This is a genomic window from Candidatus Saccharibacteria bacterium oral taxon 488, from assembly GCA_013100805.1.
GTDB lineage: Bacteria > Patescibacteriota > Saccharimonadia > Saccharimonadales > Saccharimonadaceae > Nanosynbacter.
On the sequence record CP040000.1, the window covers coordinates 446,506 to 468,540 of the forward strand.

The 22,035-nt window shown below is 52.2% G+C and carries 27 protein-coding genes; 2 read left to right on the forward strand and 25 right to left on the reverse strand.

Going from position 1 to position 22,035, the window contains the following annotated elements:
• Positions 1-36: 36 nt before the first annotated feature.
• The gene (locus tag FBF27_02355; GenBank protein ID QJU09251.1) at positions 37-654 is read right to left on the reverse strand and encodes a hypothetical protein; all 618 of its coding nucleotides are present in this window, start codon (positions 652-654) and stop codon (positions 37-39) included.
• Positions 655-873: 219 nt separating this feature from the next.
• Between FBF27_02355 and FBF27_02360 the strand changes: the two genes are divergently transcribed.
• Positions 874-1,332, forward strand: a complete 459-nt coding sequence (locus FBF27_02360; GenBank protein ID QJU09252.1) for a hypothetical protein — start codon at positions 874-876, stop codon at positions 1,330-1,332.
• Positions 1,333-1,419: 87 nt separating this feature from the next.
• On the opposite strand, the gene rpsH is transcribed toward FBF27_02360, so the two are convergent.
• Genes rpsH through FBF27_02440 form a run of 16 tightly spaced genes read right to left on the reverse strand, consistent with a single transcriptional unit; the run spans position 1,420 to position 8,424 of the window.
• Positions 1,420-1,821 carry a 30S ribosomal protein S8 gene (gene rpsH, locus FBF27_02365; protein ID QJU09253.1) on the reverse strand — a complete coding sequence of 134 codons (402 nt, stop codon included), beginning with the start codon at positions 1,819-1,821 and terminating at the stop codon, positions 1,420-1,422.
• Between the two features lie 20 nt (positions 1,822-1,841).
• Positions 1,842-2,111, reverse strand: a complete 270-nt coding sequence (rpsN, locus tag FBF27_02370) for a 30S ribosomal protein S14 (GenBank protein QJU09254.1) — start codon at positions 2,109-2,111, stop codon at positions 1,842-1,844.
• Positions 2,111-2,695, reverse strand: coding sequence for a 50S ribosomal protein L5 (rplE, locus tag FBF27_02375; GenBank protein QJU09255.1), 585 nt, complete (start codon positions 2,693-2,695; stop codon positions 2,111-2,113). Before rplE ends, rpsN begins: the two co-directional genes overlap by 1 nt.
• Positions 2,695-3,015, reverse strand: a complete 321-nt coding sequence (gene rplX, locus FBF27_02380) for a 50S ribosomal protein L24 (GenBank protein QJU09256.1) — start codon at positions 3,013-3,015, stop codon at positions 2,695-2,697. The genes rplE and rplX overlap by 1 nt, the downstream gene beginning before the upstream one ends.
• Positions 3,015-3,383: a 50S ribosomal protein L14 gene (rplN, locus tag FBF27_02385; GenBank protein QJU09257.1), complete on the reverse strand. Its 369-nt coding sequence runs from the start codon at positions 3,381-3,383 to the stop codon at positions 3,015-3,017. The genes rplX and rplN overlap by 1 nt, the downstream gene beginning before the upstream one ends.
• The gene (rpsQ, locus tag FBF27_02390; protein ID QJU09258.1) at positions 3,380-3,691 is read right to left on the reverse strand and encodes a 30S ribosomal protein S17; all 312 of its coding nucleotides are present in this window, start codon (positions 3,689-3,691) and stop codon (positions 3,380-3,382) included. Before rpsQ ends, rplN begins: the two co-directional genes overlap by 4 nt.
• Positions 3,691-3,897, reverse strand: a complete 207-nt coding sequence (rpmC, locus tag FBF27_02395) for a 50S ribosomal protein L29 (GenBank protein ID QJU09259.1) — start codon at positions 3,895-3,897, stop codon at positions 3,691-3,693. Before rpmC ends, rpsQ begins: the two co-directional genes overlap by 1 nt.
• Positions 3,897-4,310, reverse strand: coding sequence for a 50S ribosomal protein L16 (gene rplP / locus FBF27_02400; GenBank protein ID QJU09260.1), 414 nt, complete (start codon positions 4,308-4,310; stop codon positions 3,897-3,899). The genes rpmC and rplP overlap by 1 nt, the downstream gene beginning before the upstream one ends.
• Positions 4,311-4,946, reverse strand: a complete 636-nt coding sequence (rpsC, locus tag FBF27_02405) for a 30S ribosomal protein S3 (GenBank protein ID QJU09261.1) — start codon at positions 4,944-4,946, stop codon at positions 4,311-4,313.
• Positions 4,947-5,411: a 50S ribosomal protein L22 gene (locus FBF27_02410; protein QJU09262.1), complete on the reverse strand. Its 465-nt coding sequence runs from the start codon at positions 5,409-5,411 to the stop codon at positions 4,947-4,949.
• A 2-nt stretch (positions 5,412-5,413) separates the two neighbouring features.
• Positions 5,414-5,680 carry a 30S ribosomal protein S19 gene (rpsS, locus tag FBF27_02415; protein ID QJU09263.1) on the reverse strand — a complete coding sequence of 89 codons (267 nt, stop codon included), beginning with the start codon at positions 5,678-5,680 and terminating at the stop codon, positions 5,414-5,416.
• Complete coding sequence (locus tag FBF27_02420) at positions 5,677-6,045, reverse strand: hypothetical protein (protein ID QJU09264.1); 369 nt, start codon at positions 6,043-6,045, stop codon at positions 5,677-5,679. Before FBF27_02420 ends, rpsS begins: the two co-directional genes overlap by 4 nt.
• A 4-nt stretch (positions 6,046-6,049) precedes the next feature.
• Positions 6,050-6,889: a 50S ribosomal protein L2 gene (gene rplB, locus FBF27_02425; GenBank protein QJU09265.1), complete on the reverse strand. Its 840-nt coding sequence runs from the start codon at positions 6,887-6,889 to the stop codon at positions 6,050-6,052.
• On the reverse strand, positions 6,889-7,209 hold the full coding sequence (locus tag FBF27_02430; protein ID QJU09266.1) for a 50S ribosomal protein L23: 321 nt from the start codon (positions 7,207-7,209) through the stop codon (positions 6,889-6,891). The genes rplB and FBF27_02430 overlap by 1 nt, the downstream gene beginning before the upstream one ends.
• Before the next feature lies 1 nt (position 7,210).
• Complete coding sequence (rplD, locus tag FBF27_02435; GenBank protein QJU09267.1) at positions 7,211-7,810, reverse strand: 50S ribosomal protein L4; 600 nt, start codon at positions 7,808-7,810, stop codon at positions 7,211-7,213.
• On the reverse strand, positions 7,810-8,424 hold the full coding sequence (locus tag FBF27_02440) for a 50S ribosomal protein L3 (protein ID QJU09268.1): 615 nt from the start codon (positions 8,422-8,424) through the stop codon (positions 7,810-7,812). The genes rplD and FBF27_02440 overlap by 1 nt, the downstream gene beginning before the upstream one ends.
• Positions 8,425-8,696: 272 nt before the next feature.
• Here FBF27_02440 and FBF27_02445 point away from each other — a divergent pair, with 272 nt between their 5' ends.
• Entirely contained in the window at positions 8,697-8,942 is a 246-nt protein-coding gene (locus tag FBF27_02445) for a hypothetical protein (protein QJU09269.1), read from the forward strand.
• A 77-nt stretch (positions 8,943-9,019) separates the two neighbouring features.
• Here FBF27_02445 and fusA read toward each other — a convergent pair whose 3' ends face one another.
• From fusA to FBF27_02485, 8 genes are all read right to left on the reverse strand, one after another.
• Positions 9,020-11,107 carry an elongation factor G gene (gene fusA / locus FBF27_02450; GenBank protein QJU09270.1) on the reverse strand — a complete coding sequence of 696 codons (2,088 nt, stop codon included), beginning with the start codon at positions 11,105-11,107 and terminating at the stop codon, positions 9,020-9,022.
• A 123-nt stretch (positions 11,108-11,230) separates the two neighbouring features.
• Positions 11,231-12,142, reverse strand: a complete 912-nt coding sequence (locus tag FBF27_02455) for a hypothetical protein (protein ID QJU09271.1) — start codon at positions 12,140-12,142, stop codon at positions 11,231-11,233.
• 53 nt (positions 12,143-12,195) lie between these two features.
• Entirely contained in the window at positions 12,196-12,690 is a 495-nt protein-coding gene (locus FBF27_02460) for a YajQ family cyclic di-GMP-binding protein (protein ID QJU09272.1), read from the reverse strand.
• An 81-nt stretch (positions 12,691-12,771) separates the two neighbouring features.
• On the reverse strand, positions 12,772-13,251 hold the full coding sequence (gene rpsG / locus FBF27_02465; protein QJU09273.1) for a 30S ribosomal protein S7: 480 nt from the start codon (positions 13,249-13,251) through the stop codon (positions 12,772-12,774).
• Between the two features lie 2 nt (positions 13,252-13,253).
• The gene (locus tag FBF27_02470; protein QJU09274.1) at positions 13,254-13,667 is read right to left on the reverse strand and encodes a 30S ribosomal protein S12; all 414 of its coding nucleotides are present in this window, start codon (positions 13,665-13,667) and stop codon (positions 13,254-13,256) included.
• 295 nt (positions 13,668-13,962) lie between these two features.
• Complete coding sequence (gene rpoC / locus FBF27_02475) at positions 13,963-17,811, reverse strand: DNA-directed RNA polymerase subunit beta' (protein ID QJU09275.1); 3,849 nt, start codon at positions 17,809-17,811, stop codon at positions 13,963-13,965.
• A 1-nt stretch (position 17,812) separates the two neighbouring features.
• Entirely contained in the window at positions 17,813-21,184 is a 3,372-nt protein-coding gene (locus FBF27_02480; protein ID QJU09276.1) for a DNA-directed RNA polymerase subunit beta, read from the reverse strand.
• Positions 21,185-21,354: 170 nt separating this feature from the next.
• On the reverse strand, positions 21,355-22,017 hold the full coding sequence (locus FBF27_02485; GenBank protein QJU09277.1) for a hypothetical protein: 663 nt from the start codon (positions 22,015-22,017) through the stop codon (positions 21,355-21,357).
• Between the last annotated feature and the right edge of the window lie 18 nt (positions 22,018-22,035).

The window sequence follows — 22,035 nt, forward strand, 5'->3', positions numbered from 1 at the left end:
GTACATGTCAAGACAACGGGGCGTTTAGCCGAGAGACTACTTCTCTTTTACCTCGCACCAGCCGTTGTTACCGTTAGGATAGCAGGTGATATCAAGATCCTTGCCGGTAAATTTTGTAAAGCCAGAATAGCTTACTGTACCCCAATCCTTCTTCGTTCCACCACAACCAACGGAAACTTTTATTTTTTCACCGATCACGCCCACCATGTCTTTAGTGTCAACGACCGACTGGTCGCTAGTTGGATTAGTCTCCACCCAGTCCGATTTTATTTTTCCTGTTCTCTCTGCCCACGCACCGACAAACTTCTCGCCGTTGGCACAGGTGATTTTCCCGCCGATAGTGACGATGTCTCCTTCTTTCGGCGTAGATTGCTGTCTGGATGTCTCCGTCGGACGCGAGGTTGGTTCTGACGGGGACGGCGTCACGGTTTCAGTGACGCGTACGGTTTGCGTCGCCCGTGGCGTCTCGGTCGTTTGCGGATGCCTGTTCGTCGTGGTCACGGTAACAGTCGCTGGGGCTGGCTTGGCGTCCAATCCCGACAGGCCGCAGCCAGAGGCAAACAGTGCCACTACGCCCATAAAGCTAGCTAGCGGTCGGCGCAAAACGTTACCAATTTTTCCGCTGATAGTGGATTCTGGGGATTTACGAATCATGGTTATTCCTTTCTTGTGGTTGATTATGATGATGAACTCTTAGGAGTGTACTCCCCCTGTGTCGTATACCTTCTCTGTCATTATTTTGGCATTATATCATAAAAGTACTTTACTAGCAAGCAAAACACTCTCCTAGCATGGCCTGTTGCCACGAGACAATTATATCTATTCACATCAGAGGCACAAGAGCCCTCTATCATGTGCTATAGTAATATCATCATGGATAAGGATTCTGCTCAAACACCACGAACACCTCAGGACACTACACCGCCCCGGGGTGAAATACCACAACCTCAATATAAAGCAACGAAACCACAAGGCGACACCGCAAAGCGACGATGGCTGGCTCGGTTTGTCGATCGTTTGACGTGGTGGCAGGCGACAGCAATTATCGCCAGTATCTTCGCATTACCACCAGTGGCTGTTGCTGGTGTGATTGATAAGGGAGTGCCGCTTAATGGTTTTTTCGGTATTTATAATGGTTCATCATTTGATACTATTATTTTCATTCTGTGTTTGCTCGTCACACCACCGTTAAGCCCTCTGTGTGCACTGATGTTTGCTACATACTTTGCCACGAGGCGAAAAGACTTAGCCACCCTGAAGCGCATGATGCCAGTCGCGCTAATCGCCTGTATATTTTTAGTTGCCCTGCTGTCTACACTGCTGGGGTCTTAGCTTGTTGTGCCGATGTATTTGATAGACAACTAAAAGCGCCCGGAGATTATTTTCCCCGAGCGCTTTTTATTGCTGACAAAGCGTAATTTAGTACACCTTCAGCAACAACTCACCACCAAGTTTAGCCTTGGCTGCTTCGGCGCCAGTCATGACACCCTTTGAGGTTGAGATGAGTACTAGACCGCGGCCGCTTTTCACCTTTGGAATCTCGCTAGCGCCGACGTAGACACGACGGCCTGGCTTTGATACGCGGGTGATCTCGTTGATGGTGCTGTTAGTACCTTCTTCGTTGATGGTCAAGACCAGCACACCGCGAGGCTTGGCGTCCTCTAGTTTAACATCTGCAAGGTAGCCGTTTTTGACTAATTGTTCAGCGATGACTTTTTTCATCTTGCTGGACGGAACACGAACTTCCGTCTTGCCAACCAGTTTCGCATTGCGAATGCGCGTCAGAAGGTCGGCGATTGGGTCTGTAGTTTGCATAGACATTGTCGAATCTCCTTTCCTTCTTACCAACTACTCTTTGTTATACCTGGGATTTCACCTTTGGCTGCTTTTTCGCGGAAATTGATGCGGCTCAGACCGAACTGGCGCATGTAGCCGCGTGGACGGCCGGAAATGCTGTCGCGGTTCTTGTGCCGAGTTGGGCTCGAGTTACGAGGCAGTTTCTGCAGACCTATGAGGTCGCCAAGTTCTTTCAATTTAGCGCGTTTGGCTGCGAACTTAGCGATCAGCTTCAGGCGCTTTTTATCGCGAGCGATCATTGATTTCTTAGCCATTACCTGACGCCTCCTTTCTTCTCAAACGGCATGCCAAACTTCTCCAGCAAGGCTTTCGAAGCTTCTTTATCGCCATTCTTGATGACAAATGTTACCTGCAAGCCGTGCAAAATCTGTGTTTCCTCAAACGTCAGTTCTGGGAAGATTGACTGTTCGATGATACCCAGGTTGTAGTTACCGCCTTTGTCGAACTTCAGGCCAACGCCATGGAAGTCGCGGACGCGTGGGAGTGCCACGTTGATCAAGCGATCCATGAACTCGTACATCCTGCTGCCGCGCAGCGTGACACTGACGCCAATTGGCGCACCCATGCCTTTACGGATGCTAAAGCCAGCGATTGACTTCTTTGCCTGGCGGGCAACTGGTGCCTGACCAGTGATCTTTGCAACGGTGTTTTTGACGATTTCAAAGTGACGCTTGTCATCTTTCTTTTTGCCGGTGCCAACGCTCACGATGATCTTTTCCAAAGCTGGCACTTGGTGCACGTTCTTTAGATCTAGTTCGGCTTGCAGTTCCTTCAGGTATTTCTCCTGGTACAAGGCTTTCAAGCGAGGAGCTGGCACGACGGTTTTCTTCTCTGCCATTATTTAATCTCCTTATTTTTTGCTTGGCGAGCGACGCGAGTTTTGCCGCCGTCAGCGTTCTTTACTAAACCAACCCGGCTGGTTTTGCCTGACTTTTCGTCAACAACCAGCGCGACTTTGCTGATGTCCATCGGTACGTGGATATCTTTCTTGCCGCCTTTTGGATTGTACTGGCTTGGTTTGACGTGGCGGTGTCCGACGCCAACACCTTCGACCAAAACAGTCTGATCTTTAGTGTTAACCTTCAGGACTTTACCAGTCGTACCTTTGTTCTTACCAGCAATGATTTTTACGGTGTCATCTTTGTGAATACGAGCCATTAGAGTACCTCCGGAGCCAAGCTGATGATCTTCATGTAGCCCATGTCGCGTAGTTCGCGTGGCACTGGGCCGAAGACACGGGTGGCCTTTGGCTGTTTGTCATCGTTGATAATCACCACGGCGTTGTCATCAAAGCAAATGGTTGAGCCGTCCTTGCGGTGGATTTGGTCGCGAGTGCGAACCACTACAGCCTTGACGACAGACTTCTTTTTGACGTTGCCGGTTGGGCTGGCATCCTTGACTGAACAGACGATCACGTCACCAACGCGAGCGTAGCGGCGGCGGGTGCCACCGAGAACGCGGATACACAATACTTCTTTGGCACCCGAGTTGTCAGCTACTTTGAGGCGAGATTCTTGTTGGATCATTTGTCGTCCTCCTTGGTCTCTTCCTCAGCTTCGCCAGAAACTTCAGCCTTTAGTTTGATAGAACCGCGAGACTTTTCAATCACCTTGACCAGGGTAAAGCTCTTGGTCTTGGAAATTGGGCGCGTCTCTTCGATCTGCACCTTGTCGCCTTCGCCTGCCTCATTGGTCTCATCATGAGCAGTGTACTTGCGAGTCACGGTGTACTGTTTGCCGTAGAGCGGATGCGTTTCGCGGCTGGTGACCGTCACAGTGATGGTCTTGTCGCGCTTGGCACTCGTTACGACGCCAATCAGTGTTCGTCGGGCCATTACTTGCTCTCCTTTTCGTTAATTTGTGTCAGCAGGCGTGCGATGTCCTTGCGGAGTGAACGCAGCGCTTTTGGATTAACTAATTCGCCAGCAGCGTGAGAACGCTTTGCTTGAAGCAGGTCATTTCGCTTTTCGGCGAGTTCCTTCTTCAAATCATCAACGGTCTTTAAAACTGCTGCTTTTGCAGTTTTCTTTGCGTCAGCCATTATGCGTCCTCCCGCTTGATGAACTTACATTTGACTGGTAGTTTGTGGCTAGCCAGGCGCATTGCCTCACGAGCGACTTCCTCTGAAACGCCCTGCATTTCAAACATCACTGTGCCGGCCTTCACCTTAGCAACAAAGAACTCTGGATTACCTTTACCACCACCCATCTTCAAACCAAGTGGCTTGCGAGTAACTGGGGTGTGTGGGAAAATCCGAATCCAAATCTTACCACCACGCTTGATGTAGCGGGTCATTGCCTGACGAGCAGACTCGATTTGGCGGGAGTTGATGCGCTCGTTTGATTGTGATTGCAGTGCAAAGTCGCCGAACGCGATGTAATTACCACGGGTTGCTTGACCACGGTTTTTACCGATGCGCACTTTGCGGTGCTTGGTTTTCTTTGGTAACAGCATTTAGCGACTCCTTTCTCCCTTATAAATCCACACTTTCACGCCGATGATACCAGCCGGTGTCTGGGCGCGAGCACAGTGGAAGTCAATATCAGCGCGAAGGGTGTGAAGCGGCACTGAGCCCTCGATCACCTTTTCGCGGCGTGCCATTTCAGCACCGTTCAAACGACCAGCCACCTCGATGCGGATACCTTTGGCACCAGCGCTCATGGTGTTTTGTGCGGTCATTTTGGTTGCGCGGCGGAAATTGATGCGGCGTTCCAACTGGCGGGCGATGTTTTCTGCCACCAATTTGGCTGCTAGTTCCGGTCGGCGGACTTCTTCGATGTTGATGCGAACCGCCTGACCGACAATTTTCTCAACTTGCTTTTTCAATTCATTCACGCCCGCACCGCCACGGCCGATCACCACACCAGCTTTTGCCGTGTGAATAGTTACCGTGATCAAGTTAGCACTCCGCTCAATCTCAATGCGATTGATGGTTGGGCGTGAGGCAAATTTCTTCTCAATCAATTCGCGGATTTCGTGATCCTGGCGAATTGCCTCCGCAAACTCTTTCTTATTGGCCGTAAACCAACGAGAGCTCCAGTTCTTGTGAACTTGTAGGCGGAAGTTGATTGGATTCACTTTTTGACCCATTTACTTCTCCTCCTTTTTTGCCGTGGTTTCGGCGGCTTTTTTCGCTGCAGGCTTGGCAGGTTTGGTCTCTGCCTTTGCCTTGGTCTCTAGTTTTTTCGCAGGCGCTTTCTTTGGTTTCTCAGTACCAGTTACTTCGACCAAGATGTTTGACGTCTTTTTCTGGAATGGCAAGGCACGACCGCGTGATGCTGGCTTAAAGCGGCGCAGGCGTGTACCAGTAGTAACACTCAAGGTAGTGATCACCAAGCTTTTGGCGTCCAAACCGTGATTGTTGATGGCGTTTGCCTTGGCGCTGTCGATTGCCTTTTTGACTGGCAAAGCAGCGCGTTTTGGCACGTGCTCCAAAATAACCAATGCATCAGCGACGGTGCGGCCGCGTACTAGGGCAGCCACCAAGCTAACCTTGCGTGGTGTTTGGTCAACACCTTTGGCGTAAGCGCGAACAGTATACGTAGTATCAGCCATGATTACTTCTTATCCTTTCCGCCGTGCTTACGGAACTTACGAGTTGGGCTAAACTCACCGAGTTTGTGGCCAACCATATTTTCGGTAATCAGCACAGGCACGTGCATCTTACCGTTGTAGACAGCAATCGTTCGACCGACCATTTCTGGGGTGATAGTCGAAGCGCGCGCCCACGTTTTGATAACGGTTCGATCGTCAAGGCTGAGAGCAGCGACTTTTTTCGCAAGCTTCACATCGACGAATGGACCTTTCTTTAATGAACGACTCATTCAGCGTCTCCTTCTTGGTACTTTGTAGCAATCCCTACCAGCTTTTCACATAGCTTTTTATATTTTTGACCATCTTTGATGGCTTCCCCAACCGCTCTCTCTGCATTATGTATGTCCATGACATCAGAGAGGTCTGGCTCTACTTGAAAGTGCCCAAAGGTGTGTGGGTCAACATATAGATAGCCACAAGGATTTTCTGGTATGGCGCTTCCCCCGGCAACTTCCCTGAATACAAGCCTTGCTAATGTGACCGTGGGATCACTCGAGCCTTTAACCGTCGCTCGTTCTTGATCGTTTAGCTTTACGTTAAGGACTCCTATAACGCTATCGTCATAGCCATCTATTGTCTTAGCCTCAAAATCCATAACCCTACCTCTTCCTCTTCGCGTCGTGACGCGTGCGTACGATTAATTTATTTGAGCCTTTACGGCGGCGAGTTCGATAACCCAGCGTCAATTGACCCCATGGCGTACGTGGCGCTTTACCAGTACCGTGGCGACCACCGTCACCACCACCATGTGGGTGATCTGCGGCGTTCATGACGACACCGCGCACGGTTGGGCGAATACCCTTGCGGCGGCGGCGGCCAGCTGAACCGATCTTCACGTTCTGGTGCTGGACGTTACCGACTGTACCGATGGCAGCGGTTGCTTCCAGGCGAACTTTGCGAACTTCACCAGATGGCAATTTGATGGTTGCGTAATTGCCTTCTTTGGCCATCAACTGAGCTTTGGCACCAGCGGCGCGAACCATTTGCGCACCTTTGCCGGCAGTCAGTTCAATAGCATAAATCATCGTACCAACAGGGATAGCAGACAGCGGCAGGCGGTTTGAGGCCTCGATTGGTGCTTCCTCGCCAGTCTGAATCGTCTTGCCCTTGACCATCGAGGTGTCGGCCAATACGTAGTGGTACAAATTGTACTGATCTTTCACTCGAGCGATGCGTGCTGAGCGGTTTGGATCGTACTCAATTTCTTCAACCGTCAGCGTCAGACCAGCCGGCAAATTGTGGTTCACCAAACGGTAGTGACGGCGAACGCCACCGCCGCGATGACGCACGGTGATACGGCCTTGGTTGTTGCGGCCGGCATTTTGCTTTTTGGCTTTGATCAGACTTTTGAGCGGTTTTCTTGTCGTGATATCCGACAAATCCTGACTCGTCATGCCGCGACGAGCAGGAGTGGTTGGATTGTAAGCTTTCACTGGCATTACTTGGTCTCCTCCATCTGCTGCTCTACTGCGTCAAACACATCGAGCTTATCGCCATCTTTCAGCGTCACGTAAGCTTTCTTCCAATCCTTGCGCGTAGTCGTGCCAGGATAGCGGTTTTTGCCTCGTGAGAAACGCACAGCTTTGCCGTCTTGTACCAAGGTTTTTACCTTCAGAACGGTGACGTCAAATTGCGCTTCAACTGCTGCTTTGATCTCGTTTTTATTCAGGTTCAGCGGAACGCGGAACACGTACACGCCGTTGGCGCTCACGGCGTAGGCTTTCTCGCTGATGCGTGGGATAATTGTCATCTGTTTCATATTACGCTTCCTCCTTACTCAGCCACTCAGTGATTACTGGCAGAGCTTTCGGGGTCATGACAATAGTATCCGCATTCAGAATGTGGTAAACGCTGAGGTAGCTCGCGCGGATTACCAATACGCTCTGAATGTTGTTGCTCGCGCGCATCAATTCTGGCGTCTTTTCGTCGACGACGATCAGTACGCGGCGCTCAAACTTGTTGTCAGCCAAGAAGGTTGCGACCTCTTTGGTCTTGCCCGTCGTCTTGATGTCCTTGACGACAATTTTCTTTGCCTCATTGGCTACCGTCAAGGCTTGGCGAATTGCCACTTTCTTGGCGGTTTTAGACAATTTTTTGGTGTAGTTTTCGTTGCCGCGCGGACCAAAGACCACACCACCGCCGCGCCAGATTGGGTTACGGGTTGAACCGAAACGTGCTCGACCAGTTCCCTTTTGCTTCCATGGCTTTTTACCACCACCGGAAACTTCACCGCGCTGCTTGGTGGTTGCGCTTGCCAAACGAGCGTTTGCTAGATAACTGTCATATGCCAATTTCAATAGTTCGTGATTTGGCACTTCAACAGCAAAAATGTCTTTAGGAAGTTTGGTTGATTCAGCCATTACTTGTTACCTCCTAAAATGATCAGCCCTTTTCGTGGCCCAGGCACAGCGCCCTTCACCCCGATCAGATTGGTCTCTGGGTCAACATATGCCACTTCCAGGTTCTTGACCGTAACACGCTCGTGACCCATATGGCCAGCCATCGTCTTACCCTTGAACACTTTCTGTGGATACATCGAGCCAATTGAACCTGGCTTACGAGTATTACCTTTACCACCGTGCGTCTTGCGGTGACGCTTAAAGTTGTGGCGTTTAATGGTTCCAGCGAAACCTTTACCTTTGCTGGTTCCGGTTGCATCGACAGAATCGCCGACTTCGAACGCGGAAACGTTGATTTCGTCGCCAACTTTGAGACCCTCAGGGATCTCGTCGACGCGGAATTCCCGAATGTGCTTCGGGGTCACTTGGGCTGGCTTGACGTGTCCAGCCACGGCCTTGCTCAGGTTCTTACCCTCTCCATAAGCGACCTGCACCGCATTGTAACCGTCGGTTTCGACAGTCTTCACCTGAGTCACGGTGACAGGGCCGGCTTGGATCAGCGTCACCGGAATGGCTTTGCCGTCTTCAGCCAAGAGCTGGGTCATACCAAGTTTGGTACCGAGAAGTGTTTTCACTTTTCCTCACTCCCACTTAAATACTCCTGATGACGTGCGGTTTCTGGGTTCTGAGTGAGGCGTTCATGACAAGCGCTTCAATCATAACCAGACCTGCTCATTCATCAAGGAGAACGGTTGATATTACGCGTAATAGAAATTACCCTGTGATTTTAACACACGTTGGTCTGTGACGTCAACAGTAGTAGGATGTGGGTCTAGACTATTGACATGGCATTGATTACCTGCTACAATTTGGCAGTTTGAATAAGTAACAGAAAGGAATAAGAGAAGTGACTGCGACACCAGACATGGTACGTTATAACACCGACGGCGCTAAAACCAATCAAGCAGAGTTCCAAGAGTGGCTTGGATCAGTAATTGAAAAAGGTATAGAGACAGGCGAGCTTGATCCAGAAAAAAGCTTTGGCTCTGAAAGTGAAAAAGGTGAAGATAGCCCGCTCCGCCAAGCAGCAGCTACCGCCATCATAGCTCATTGGAATAAGCTTGAGCACCAAGAGCAGATCACCAAGGACTAGAGGGCGTCTTGTAGTCGCCCGCCTAAATACCGCTCCACAACAGGAGCGGTATTTTAGTATCGTTTTATCACTACACGCTAGGCGTTGCGCTTCTCGATAATCTCCTGCGCCACGTTTGGTGGTACTTCCTCGTACTGCGCGAGCTCCATGGTGCTGGCTGCACGGCCCTGTGACATCGAGCGGATGTCCGAGGTGTAGCCAAACATGTTCGCCAGTGGCACAAAGGCCTTGACTAGTTTGGCGCCGCCCATCAAATCTTCCATGGCGTCAATGCGGCCGCGGCGTGAGTTCAGGTCACCGATGATGTCGCCCATGAACTCTTCTGGAGTGGTTACTTCAACCTTCATGACTGGCTCGAGCAGAATTGGTGTTGCCTGCTTGATACCTTCACGAGCTGCCAAGCTCCCCGCCAATGAGAAGGCTAGTTCTGAGGAGTCAACATCGTGGTATGAACCATCGTACAGCGTCGCCTTGACATCAACCACTGGATAGCCAGCGATAACGCCGCCTTCCAAGGTTTCCTTGATACCCTTCATGACAGCTGGGCGATATTCCTGAGGAACCACGCCGCCCTTAATCTCGTCGATGAATTCAAAGCCCTTGCCTGCCTCATTCGGCTCAAAGCGTACCCAGACGTCACCGTATTGACCGCGGCCACCAGACTGCTTGGCGTGCTTACCTTGGACTTCGGCGCGGCCCTTGATTGACTCGCGGAAGGCCACTTGCGGCTCACCGATATTAGCTTCAACCTTGAACTCGCGCTTCATACGGTCGATCAGGATATCCAGGTGTAACTCACCCATGCCGGACATGATCGTCTGGCCGGTTTCTTCATCAGTGTGAATGCGGAAGGTTGGGTCTTCCTCGGACAAACGCTGCAAAGCCAGCGCCATTTTTTCTTGGTCAGCCTTTGACTTTGGCTCAACGGCGATAGAAACTGGCGGCTCTGGGAACTCAATTGATTCCAGAGCAATCGGATGCGCTGGATCAGTCAAGGTATTACCTGTACCAGTGTTCTTCAAGCCAACCACTGCGGCAATGTCGCCAGCAGCGATCTTGTCGATATCTTCGCGCTTATCAGCATGCATGCGCACGATACGACCGATGCGTTCCTTGTCGCCAGTGGTGGTGTTCAGGACGTAGCTGCCTGAATTCAGTACGCCAGAATACACGCGTACGAAAATCAATTTACCGACAAACGGATCGGCAGCAATCTTAAACGCTAGGGCTGAGAGCGGTTCTTTGTCCGACGGCTTGCGGCTCACTTCGTCGCCAGTCTTTGGATTTTTACCCCAAATTTCGTCAACGTCCAGCGGGCTTGGTAAGAAGTCAACCATCAAGTCAAGCAGCTTCTCTACGATGACGCCGCGGCCGTCGCCGCCAGTCACCAGATAGAAGTCGCCAGCCAGCACGCGCTTGCGCAGCGCCATTTTCAGCTCATCGATAGTAATCGCTTCCTCGCCTTGATCAAGGAATTTCATCATCAATTCGTCGTCAGCTTCAACGGCATTCTCCACTAGCAAGCTGCGGGCATTCTTCGCTTTCTCCAGCATGTCAGCTGGGATTTCGCCGACCTTCAACTCGTGATCGGTATAGTCGTCATAGGTGTAAGCTTTCATGTCAATCAAGTCAACCACGCCGTTAATCGTCTTCTCAAAACCAATTGGCAAGTGAATTGGAAAGGCTTGCTTGCTGAGGCGATTGTGAATTGATTCCAGAGATTTGTAGAAGTCGCCGCCAGTCTGGTTAATCTTGTTAACGAAGCAAATGCGCGGCACGCCGTATTTGTTAGCCTGGCGCCAGACGGTTTCAGACTGCGCCTCGACACCCATTTTGCCGTCAAACACCGTCACTGCACCGTCGAGTACGCGCAGCGAGCGCTCCACCTCAGCAGTAAAGTCGATGTGCCCTGGCGTGTCGATAATGTTAATCTTGTGATCTTTCCAGAAGCAGGTCACCGCTGCCGAAGTAATAGTGATACCGCGCTCTTTTTCCTGTGCCATCCAGTCGGTGGTGGCGCCATCGCCATCGCCTTTAACCACACCAATCTTATGCGTCAAGCCAGTGCGGTATAAAATGCCCTCAGTTGTCGTCGTTTTACCGGCGTCAATATGGGCAATGATACCAATATTTCTAAAGTTTTGTAATGGAACGTTTGCTGCCATTTGTCTTTCCTTTGTTAAAAATAGTTATTGTTCGAGATTCTCCGGAGCTATTTTGACGCACCAAAAAACTACGCTTGAGCTGTATTATAGCAGATGATTGGCGTTTTGTGAATGAGCCTCATCTTACCGCGGAATTTGACTACGACCTGATTGAATCCATTGTATTCCCTTGGCTACTAGTAGATAATCTCTGTTTTGAGCGTCAGACCGACCAAGGAGCGTTGCACGCACCATCATCACCAAAGAATTGTAGCCTTCGGGATCCGTGACAGCCTCTAGGGAGACAGACTGCACATACATCGCACCTTTCGCCTCTAATCCAACCCACCCCTCGTTGCGAAAAGCGGGGCCCATATACGTAACGTCATACGGCATATATGGATCAAGCGAAGCCAGTACTTTGCAGTGAATGTTTATCGCCTTAATCACTCGATTGAGGTCTCTATTTGATAATCGCCCAAAAGGAATTTCATTAATCGGAACATCTGCTAGCTCCCTGATCATTCGAGCTGAGTCGATACAGTTATTGTTTGGATCAACTGGTCGTATATTATTCAAATAATCAAGGACTTCAGGCGTGTACAGCTGTAAAATAGCCTTGGCCTGTTCAATATCCATCAGCTGCGGAAATTGAATAAGGACATCTAGCGGAACAACATATTGAGTCGTGGTATCTCCTGGTGTTACGCCAAGACCACCAAGTGCAATTTCTGGATTAGATTTGTTCGCGACAATCAGACAACCGGCACACTGGAGCTTATGATCTTCAATATATACGTATTCTGCTCCATTTTTAGTGTATTGTTGTACCCATCCGCTTACCGTCATCAGCTGGCCTATAAACCCAGCAAATAGTTCTTGGTTAATCTGCACAGTGGCTTCTGGATACTGATTAGGACTGAGCTTTCGAATGTCGGACGTTCGTTCTCGAGCTAAGCGGAGAATAGTGGCAACTTGCTGATTGAAAACAGCCTTATCAAGTAACGCAAGGTTCTCGGGCAGCGGGGCGGCAGATGGGGTGGGCTCAGTCGTCATCTCTTAATCATACGGTGTAAAAGCCAACTGACGCAACCATAACCGTAAAGCTCTTACCGATAATTCACGCACTGTAGCGGCGTGTCATAATCATTCTCACGCACCAGGCTAATGACTTTTTGCAACTCGTCTTTCGAAGCGGAAGTAACGCGGACAAGGTCGCCTTGGATTTGCGGCTTGGCTTTGGGTACGGCAGCGCGAATGTCGGTAGCGATGCGCTTGGCGGTCGGCTGGTCGAGGCCCTGTTTGAAAGGAATTTCCCACGTGGTTTTGAGATTTGAGGTGACTTTTTCTTTGGTGAGGTCGAGGACTTTGCTCGACTGACCCCGAGCCGCCAGTTTCTTGCGCACGATATCCAGCACCGCATCAACCTGCCACTCATTATCACCAGTGAGTTTCAGACCTTTTTTATCATCCAGCCAATCAATCCCAGCATTCGTTCCCTTAAAATCGTACCGCCCTTGGATTTCTTTTTCCGCCTGCATGAAAACATTATTCAGCTCGGCTTTGTCAATTTCTGACACGATATCAAATGAAAAACTTGCCATTTATCCCTCCTCGTTTTCTCCATTATAACAGAAATCGCCCCTTCTACCGAGCGATTTTCTGATTTTGCATTTAGGCGATGGTTAGCCGCGAGCAAAGTGCGCAAAGGCGCGGTTGGCTTCGGCCATCTTGTGGGTGTCTTCCTTCTTCTTGAAGGCAGCACCAGCTTCGTTGTAGGCGTCAATGATTTCCAGTGCCAAACGCTGCGAGTATGGCATACCGCTGCGAGCCCGAGCTGATTGCACCAGCCAGCTAAACGCGTAGTGCAGCTGCCGGTGTCCCTGAACTGGGAATGGAATCTGGTAGTTAGCACCACCGACGCGGCGGCTCTTCACCTCAAAGTTTGGACTGACGTTTTTCAAGGCTTTCTCAAACACTGCCAATGGATCTTCTGAATCCAATTTCTTGGCAGCCGTTTCCAGCGCAGTGTAAACAGCCCGTTCAGCTGCCAACTTCTTGCCGTCCAGCATTGACTTGTTGATCAAGCGCTGTACTAACACGCTTTGGTAGCGGCGGTCAGGTTGCAATTGGCGTTGTAATTTCTTGGTAACTTTACGAGGCATGATTACTTATCCCCTTTCTTGGTACCGTACTTCGAACGGCCACGCTTGCGGTTGTTGACACCCTGGAGGTCCAACGCACCACGGACGATGTGGTAGCGCACACCCGGAAGGTCAGGCACACGACCACCGCGGATCAAGACCACAGCGTGCTCCTGCAAGTTGTGACCTTCACCACCGATGTAAGCCCAGACTTCGTAGCCGTTGTTTAGCTTCACGCGGGCAACTTTACGCAGCGCTGAGTTTGGTTTCTTTGGCGTCTTGGTCGTCACACGCACGCATACACCACGCTTGAGCGGTGCATTTTGGTCGTAGTAACGCGTTTTCAGGGCGTTGTGAATGCGACCCAGTGCTGGCGACTTGGACTTTTTCTTGGCCGTTTGGCGCGGTTTGCGCACCAATTGGTTGATTGTTGGCATCCAATTTCTCCTTGGTTGATTTACTAATGATGGCGATTCGCCTGGTGGCACAGAGTGGGCTAGCGGCGGCGTTTGCACGCAAAAACCAGCTTCTCTTAGCGCCTACGGCTTGGATTCAGCAACTCCGCCCCGTGTCTATACCTTTTCTGCCGAGCATGCAGTCTGTACACATTCAAACCACCGCGCGCTCCGAAAAGAGGAAACTCTGGAAGGATTATAACACATGTTAGGCATAATTACCATAAAAAACCGCCCCGTATCCATCGGAGCGGTTTCTGAGAAAGAGAGTGTGAGCTTACACAGCCACAACCAACTCCTCCTCCTGATTGTCAGCGAACTCATCCTCGCTTGGCTCGTCGGTCTCCATCTCTTCGACAGCGCCCGTTCCCACTGGGATCTTGCGGCCGATGATGACGTTTTCCTTGAGACCATGCAAGTGGTCAGCGCGGCCAGATACGGCAGCGTTGATCAGCACGCGAGTGGTGTCCTGGAAGGACGCAGCGGATAGCCATGAGTCGCTCCAGATAGACACCTTGGTGATACCGAGTAGCAACTGAGTGTAGCTGATGAGGTTTTTGCCCTCAGCGGCTAGTTGCTTGTTGGTGTTCACCACCGCAGCCTTGGAGACGATGTCACCCGTCACGAAGTCGCTATCACCCGCATCTTCGATCTGGACGCGGCTGAACATCTGGCGAACGATGATCTCCAGGTGCTTGTCGGCCACGTCTTGACCCTGAGCAGCGTAAATGCGCAGCACTTCGTTGATGATGTAGCGCTGTGTGGCCTCGACACCCTTCAGGCGCATCAAGTCGTGTAGGTTCAATGAACCGGCTGTCAAGCGGTCACCGACCTCAACAACGTCGTTAGCCTTAACGACCAATTGCATGGTACCTGGGATTTCATAGCGAGCTGGCGCGCCAGCTTCAGCAGCGATCACCAGGGTGTCTTCTGCCGCTTCAACCACACCGTCAAATGGCGCGACCAGCGGGCGAGTATCATCTTCGCCAGTTGCTAGCACGTCGCCAGCCTTGACGCTTGAACCAGCCTTGACCACGATGGTTCGACCATCCAGCGGCAGGCGCTCAACTTTGCCAGATTCTGGGGTAACTTGAACAATGTACTTTTTGCCATCTTCCCAAACATCAACCAGGCCAGCAATTTCCGTAACAAATGCCTGACCCTTTGGCGTGCGCGCCTCGAACAATTCTTCAACACGCGGCAGACCCTGGGTGATGTCGCCACCAGCCACACCAGAGTTGTGGAAGGTACGCAAGGTCAGCTGAGTACCCGGCTCACCGACTGACTGGGCAGCGATAACACCGACTGGCTGATGATTGCCGACCAATTTGCCAGTTGACATGTCAACGCCGTAGCTGCGCTGTGGAATACCGTTGAGGTTGTTGGTTGACAAGACTGACTGAATCTTGACACTTTGGATACTTTCATCGTCATCAATTGAGTCAGCGATTTCCCGAGTGATCAATTCGTCCTTGTTGACGTGACCTGGAATTGTCTCGGCGGCGTAACGACCAGCCAAGCGGTTCGAGAAGTCGATCATCGTTTCCTCAGTTTCTGAACGGTAGATTGCGTAACCTTCGTCGTCACCTTCAACGTCCTCAACCGTAAAGACGTCCTGCGCCACGTCGACCAAACGACGGGTCAGGTACCCTGAGTCGGCGGTCTTGAGCGCGGTGTCAATCAGACCCTTACGCGCACCACGGGTCGCCACGAAGGCCTCAAGGCTGGACAAACCACCGGTGTAGGAACTACGGATTGGCAGCTCGATCTCGCGGTTAGCAGCGTCGACCTGGATACCGATCATGGCGCTGGCGAGCTTGACGTTCGAGATATCACCACGAGCACCAGAGTTGACCATCATCGAGATACTGGTGTCCATGTGGGCCAGCTGATCCTGGAGGAAGGCCGTAATCTTATTATCCACATTTCGCCAGGCATTCACCGTCAAGTTATAGCGCTCGTCCTCGGTGATCAAACCTTGGTCGAATTGCTCAGAAATCAAGGCTGCCTTGGCGTCACCCTCGGCCACGAACTCAGCGATCTCGTCAAAGTGCACGTAGTCAGTCATACCGGTCGACACGGCCGCAGTCGTGGCGAAGCGGAAGGCTTGACCCTTCATGCGATCAGCGATCTTGGCGGTTTCCTCGGCACCGTACTTGTTGAAGATTTGTGCCAATACTTTCTTCAGCTGCTTCTTGGTCTGGACGTTGTTATCGTACGGGAAGTCCTCTGGCAGAATCTCATTAAAGAAGACCCGGCCCAAGGTTGTCTGGCGCAGCTTGCCCTTGGCATAGATGCGAATTGGTGTTTGCAATTGAATATCGCCCTTGTCGTACGCCAGTTCCGCCTCGTAGACCGAGCTAAATGCCTTGACATTATCAGTTTGCGCCTGCGGCTTGTCATAGGTCAGGTAGTAGTTACCGAGCACGATGTCCTGCGAGATATGCAGCACCGGCGCACCGTCGGCAGGCTTCAATAGGTTGTTGGTGGCGCTCATCAACTCGCGCGCCTCGGCCTGCGCTTCCTTGGAAAGCGGCAGGTGGACAGCCATCTGGTCACCGTCAAAGTCGGCGTTAAAGCCGGCACAGACCAGCGGGTGAAGCTGAATGGCCTTACCCTCGACGAGAACTGGCTGGAAGGACTGAATTGACAGGCGGTGCAAGCTCGGTGCACGGTTGAGCAGCACGTACTTGCCCTTGATCGCCTCGTCAAGCGCATCCCACACAACCGCCTCACCCGACTCGATCAGGCGAGTTGCCGAGCGGATGTTGTGGGCAAATTCGCCCTTGATCAGCCAGCTAATAACGAACGGCTTGAATAGTTCGAGTGCCATTTGTTTTGGCAGGCCGCACTGATTGATCTTTAGTTTCGGGCCAACGACGATGACCGAGCGACCAGAGTAATCGACGCGTTTACCGAGCAGGTTCTGGCGGAAGCGGCCTTGCTTGCCTTTCAGCATATCGCTGATTGACTTGAGGCGACGACGGCTGCCAGTCGAGCTGACCGCCCGACCACCGCGCGCTGCTGCGTTGTCGATCAAGGCGTCGACGGCTTCCTGCAACATGCGCTTTTCATTGCGCTGAATCACTTCTGGCGCATTGAGTTCGACCAGCTTCTTCAGGCGATTGTTGCGGTTGATGATGCGGCGATACAGATCGTTCAGGTCAGACGTTGCAAACCGACCACCACTGAGGGCGACCATTGGACGGAGGTCCGGTGGGATGACTGGCAGTACGGTCAGGCAGAGGCTAGATGGCTTGATACCGGCAGCCTGCATGCTCTCGAGCATCTTCAGGCGCTTGAGCAGTTTCTTCTCGCGCTGACCCTTGGCATGTTCGGCTTCCTCGCTCAGCTGGGCGATCAGTTCTGACAGATTGATCTCGTCCAGCAATGCCTTGAGCGCGCTGGCACCCATGCCGACCTCAATCAGCTCGTCGTACTCTTCTGGCAAGTTACGATAATCTGTCTCCGAGATCAGCGCACCCTTGACGAGGCCCTCGAGCTGTGACTTCTTCGTGGTGTACTTGTCGTTAAGCTCGTCAACCTCGCGGCTCTGTTCCTTCGCCAGCTGCTTGATATCAGCACCGTCAGCCTCGGCGAGCTGCTCGTAGCGCATCTTGATCGCCATCCGACCAGCTTCAGTCTCGGCCTCCAGATCCGCCAGGTATTGGTCGCGGGTGATCTCATCAACCTTGAGAATGACATAGGTCGCAAAGTAAGCGATCCGCTCGATATTACGCACTGTCATCCCCAGTAGCAAGCTCATAGCGCTCGGTGTGCCGCGCATAAACCAGATGTGCGCCACTGGCGCGGCCAGCTGAATATGGCCCATGCGCTCGCGGCGGACAATTGATTTGGTGACCAGTTCGCCGTTTTTATCGACGGCGGCCTCGCGTGAACGCACGCCCTTGAGCTTGGAATCGTGCGGATTGATATCCTTGACCGGGCCAAAGATTCGCTCGCAGAACAAACCATCGCGCTCTGGCTTTTGGGTACGGTAATTGATCGTCTCTGGTTTGAGAACCTCGCCATGACTCCACTTTAGGATGTCATCAGCGCTGGCCACCGCTAGGCGCACCGCATCAAAATCGCTAATTCCGGTCGCGTTAAATGAATATTGCGCCATCTTACGCCTCCTCCTTTATTTCTTCTACTTCGTCAATATCTTGTACGCTCATGCCGGCCTCGATGTCGCCGATGTCGTCTGATTCGTCCAGGTAAACTTGGTCATCGTCATCATCGTCGTCGCCGGCGGTTTGTGGCACGGTCTTGTCAGCTGGGCCGCTTGAAGCAATGACATGCTCAGCGTCAACTACGCCGCCCTCGTCAAGCAGGTCAACCCGAAGACCCAATCCCTGAAGTTCCTTGACGAGCACGTTGAACGATTCTGGCAGTTTCGGCCCGACGATCGGCTCGTCCTTGATGATGGACTCGTACGCCTTGGCACGGCCATAGACATCGTCAGACTTGATGGTTAGCATTTCCTGCAAGGTTGCTGCCGCACCATAGGCTTCCAGTGCCCAGACCTCCATCTCACCGAAGCGCTGACCACCGTTCTGCGCTTTACCACCGAGTGGCTGCTGGGTGACCATGGTGTATGGACCGGTTGAACGAGCGTGGATCTTGTCAGACACCATGTGGTGCAGCTTAATCATATGCATGACGCCGACCGTGGTGCGCTCTTCAAAGGCTTCACCAGTGCGACCGTCGAATAGTTGTGATTTACCATCACGCGCCAGTCCTGCTTTTTCTAGTTCATCAGAAATCGTTGCTGAGGGCACGCCGTCAAACGACGGCGTTGCCACGTGGTAGCCCAACGCTCGTGCTGCCATACCAAGGTGCGTTTCAAATAGCTGACCGAGGTTCATGCGGCTCGGCACACCCAGCGGGTTCAAGATTACGTCAACTGGCGTACCATCCTCCATGAATGGCATATCCTCGACCGGCAGTACCCGCGCGACCACGCCCTTGTTACCGAAGCGACCGGCCATCTTGTCACCGACGCCAATTTTGCGCATTTGTGCGACGAAAATCTGAATCTGCATCAACACGCCGGCCTTGAGCTCGTGGCCATTCTCGCGGCTAAAGATCTTGACACCGACGACCTTGCCGCCGCCAGCATTGTTCATCCGCTGTGAGGTGTCGCGCACGTCCTTGGCTTTTTCACCAAAGATGGCGCGAAGCAGACGCTCCTCAGAGCTGAGTTCCTGCTCACCCTTTGGCGTAATCTTACCGACCAGCACGTCACCGGCCTTGACCTCAGAACCAATTTGCACGATACCATTTTCGTCCAGGTGACGCAGACTATCCTCCGACACATTCGGAATATCGCGAGTGACAATCTCTGGGCCGAGCTTGGTCTCGCGAACCTCCACGTTATAATCCTTGATGTTAATACTGGTCAAGCGATCGTCCTCCACCAAGCGGCGGCTGAGGATAATCGCGTCCTCCATGTTGTAACCGCCCCACGGCATAAAGGCCACCGTCAGGTTTCGTCCTAGCGCAATCTCGCCCTCGGCAATCGACGCGCCCTCGACGAGGATGTCGCCCTGCTTGACCGTGTCGCCACGGGCTACGCGAACCTTTTGGTTGTAGCAGCGATCGTCATTATTCTTGACGAAGTGACGCAGTGCGTAGACCTTGACGCCATCAGCGTACTTGACATGAATTTCGTCAGCATCAGCCCGCACCACTTCGCCATCAGCCTCGGCCTGGATCAAGTGACCGCTATTCTCGGCCACCGCCTGCTCGATACCGGTACCGACAACCGCTGGCTCTGGCGTGAGCAGCGGCACTGCTTGGCGCTGCATGTTCGAGCCAGTCAAGGCGCGGTCAACACGGGTTTTCTCAATAAACGGCACCAGCGCCGCCGTTGAGCCGAGGATCTGCTTGTGAGCAGCATCCATAAAGGTAACTTCTTCGACGTCGACCTGACCTGGCTGGAGGAACTTGCGAGCGCTGACACGGCTGTCGGTGAATGACTTGTCATTATTCAAGCGTGCCCCAGCGTCGGCGATAACTTCGCTGGCCTCCTGAGCGGCATCCAGATAGACCACTTCGTCTGTCACCCGACCATCGGTGACGCGCAGGTACGGTGTCTCGATAAAGCCATATTCGTTAACCCGCGCGTAGGTAGCGAGGTTCAGCACTAGGCCAACGTTGGCACCCTCTGGCGTCTCCACCGAACAGATACGGCCGTAGTGCGTTGGGTGAGCGTCACGCACGTCAAAACCAGCGCGTTCGCGGCTCAAACCACCGGGGCCCATCGAGCTCAATCGGCGCTTGTGGCTGAGCTCGGACAGTGGATTGACCTCATCGAGGAGCTGACTGAGCTGCGAGCTGGTAAAGAACTCGCGCACTGCTGCTACCACTGGCCGCGCATTGATCAATTGGCTCGGCGTGACGTTCTCCATATCAGCCACGCTCATCCGGTCCATGGCGTTACGCTGCATCCTGAGCATACCGACGCGGAACTGACGGGCAATCAGTTCGCCGACTAACTTGACGCGGCGATTACTCAGCGCATCGATGTCATCAGCTGGCTCTTGGGTGTTGTTGAGGCGAATAATCTCGCGGATGATGGCCACCAGGTCGCTCATCTGGAAGATACGATTCTCAGCGGTATTAGCAACGTCCAGACCCAGCCGCTGGTTCATCTTGTACCGGCCGACCCGAGAATAATCAAATCGCTTGAAATCAAAGAACATTCGCTCAATCATCTGGCGCGCATTATCAACTGTCGCCAAGTCACCCGGCCGCAGGCGACGATAGACTTCGATCAGCGCTTCATTGGCGCCACGCGCAGTGTCTTTTTCGAGCGTTTCTTGAATGTAGCTGGTCTCGCCCGTGTCAATGTCAGCAAATAATTCGCGAATTTCTGAAGTCTTTGGATGACCCAAAGCCCGTAGTAACGTCGTCACCGGTAGCTTACGGCGGCGGTCAATCTTGACGTAAATCGTGCCATTTGGCGCGGTCTCAAACTCCAGCCAGGCACCACGGCCTGGGATCATCTTGGCACCGTAGTAATTACGACCAGCCACCGTGTCAGCGGTAAAGAACACACCGGCTGAGCGAATCAGCTGGCTGACTACTACGCGCTCGGTACCGTTGATGATGAAGGTACCGCGCTCGGTCATCCATGGATAATCGCCGAGGTAGATTTCCTGTTCTTTGACTTCGCCCGTCACCTTGTTGGTTAGTTCGACGGTTGCATGCAGTGGCGCTTCAAACGTCAAATTGTTTTCCTTGGCGAACTGGTCGGTGGTCTTTGGCTCGTCAAAATGATAGCTGCCGAACCGCAGTGCCAACTTCTGACCAGTGTAGTCGTCAATTGGGTTAATTTCTGAAAAGATTTCGCTCAAACCATCCTCGACGAACCAGCGCCACGAGTCCTCTTGGTGAGCGATGAGATTTGGCATGGCGATCGCACTGTCTGTTCCAGTGAAAAAGACGCGCGCGCCACGAGTGGTCTGTTGAGCCACAGGCGTTACTCCTCGCATTGATTATAATTGGTGATCACGGCCGGAAGATCTCTTAGTCTCAGCACGAGCCCGAGGTTTGCCCGCCCATCAAGCTCGCCCCTCGCTAAAACTACACTACTTCACTGTGACACATTATGACGCATGAGGCGATGAATTGCAAGAGAAAAATGATGAAAAATTGACCATTGTTAAGCTACGGCCAGTTCTAAACGGAGACACACTTCACCCAGTAATCTAGCTGCACGCTCACCGTCAGTGATCGTCGCTAACCATTCCCAGCTTCCATCAGTTTGAAGCTGCGCCGTGTGTAGTCGATAATTACCAGCGATACCGCCAACCGAGTCATGTTTGACAATACGACTAACTTGGTGATTTTGTGGATTAATATCTTTGACGTGACCCGGTAGCAATAGAGCCTGCTCGTCAATATACATACCAAGATATATTAGCTGATTATTTGGCCCAGTCTCATGATTAAGTACTGCACTTACCAGTCCCCGAAACAGATCCCAGCGTTTCATATTTCTAGCCCCATACCGCTCGAGATATATCAGATTATTATCCTGTACATCCGGAATATCTGAGGCCAAGCCTAAGGTGTCGGTTCGACCTACACTTGCTGCCGCCTTGATTGACGCATCTGCGAGCGCAACATAGATACCACCCTCGGCAAGATCGGCTTGCCTCCGAAGTACTTCGGGCGTAAACTGTTCAGATTGATACAATCGCCTTGTCTCGCAAGCGCTGATATCTGGCTTCACATGTACGAGAGACTCAACCCACAAGTGGCGTAGCTCATCACACAATGAATCGGTAATATCACCACCACTTAATCGAACTGTCTCGATCATGTCCTCTCCTGTTTATGA